General features: G+C 45.2%; 2 protein-coding genes. Both read left to right on the top strand.

The window, feature by feature from the left end; all coding sequences use genetic code 11:
* Positions 1 to 444: helix-turn-helix domain-containing protein (locus IM700_RS22885; protein ID WP_204801200.1), on the top strand; the 444-nt coding region annotated here is incomplete at its 5' end.
* A complete protein-coding gene (locus IM700_RS22880) occupies positions 345 to 1,229 on the top strand; it encodes an IS3 family transposase (protein WP_336244925.1) in 885 nt (294 codons plus the stop codon). The genes IM700_RS22885 and IM700_RS22880, both read left to right, overlap by 100 nt.
* The last annotated feature ends 38 nt before the right edge of the window (positions 1,230 to 1,267 follow it).

Genomic DNA, 1,267 nt, shown 5'->3' with positions numbered 1-1,267 from the left:
GTGAAGTGCACCCCTTATAGTGGACATTGGAAAAACACCCTGGTGTTTAAACCGATGAAAACTATAGGGGGTGCTTTTCGTATGGCAAAAAAGGGGCAGAAGTTTGTTTCATACAGTTTTGACACAAAAAAGAAGGCAATTGAAATGAGGCTTCAAGGAATGACAAAGCAGAAAGTGGCCGAGGTATTGGGGATCGAAGACCTTGGACGATTGAAAGTATGGATGAGTCGTTACAAGAAAATGGGAGAGTTCGGACTAATGGACCATCGCGGGAGACGAAGAGAGTATGTCGATGAGGATCGTTACGTGAGACGTTTGGAGATGGAGAACGCTGTCCTAAAAAAGTGGTTGGCCATTACGAAGGCGGAGGTGTACCAGAGAAGCATCGGCTCGTCCAAGAGCTTAGACAACGTTATAGCGTCTCCGAGCTCTGTAAAGAAGTAGGAATTTCACGTAGCGGATTCTACGCCTATTTAAAGCGCAAGACAGAAGAGCGGGATCGTGAGCTAAAAGAGCTGCTACATGCGTTGTATACGAAATACGACGGTAAGTACGGCTACAGACAACTTCAACTCTTCCTTCTTCAAGAGCATGATTTACGGATCAATCACAAAAAGGTTCTACGATTAATGCAAGAGCTCGGTATACGCTCTAGAATCCGGCGCAAGCATCGATACAATTACGCAGGCTCTACAGGCGGGCGGGTTGCAGAAAATCTGCTGCAACGAGATTTTAAAGCTGATTTGCCGAATCAAAAGTGGGTGACTGACGTCACACAGTATCGTGTTGGAGATACTTGGTTGTACCTCTCAACGATTAAAGATTTATTCAATAATGAGATCGTCGCTTACAATATGAGCTTGAGAAATGATAACCAGCTTGTCTTGCAGACATTCGAGAAAGCCTTTGAAAAGCAAAAGGACATGACTGGATTGATCGTTCACAGCGATCAAGGATTCCAGTACACGTCCTATGCTTACCACGACATGCTGCCAAAGGTTGGCGCCCAAATCAGCATGTCTCGCCGAGGCAATTGTTATGATAATGCCTCGATGGAGAGCTTCTTCTCGCATCTAAAAACGGAAGGACTCTATCCTTATGATATCCGAACTCTAGAGGAAGCACAAAGACGAATGGAAGACTTCATTCACTTTTACAACCATCGCCGTCCTCAACGAAAATTAAACAAGCTGACGCCGGTAGAGTACCGACGTCAGCTTGTTGCCTAGGGTCTTTTTCTGTTGTCCACAAAATGGGGTCTTGACCA

The organism is Paenibacillus rhizolycopersici (assembly GCF_014947195.2).
GTDB lineage: Bacteria > Bacillota > Bacilli > Paenibacillales > Paenibacillaceae > Fontibacillus > Fontibacillus rhizolycopersici.
Note: the sequence above shows the minus strand (reverse complement) of the source record. Positions and strands in the feature narration are given on the sequence as shown.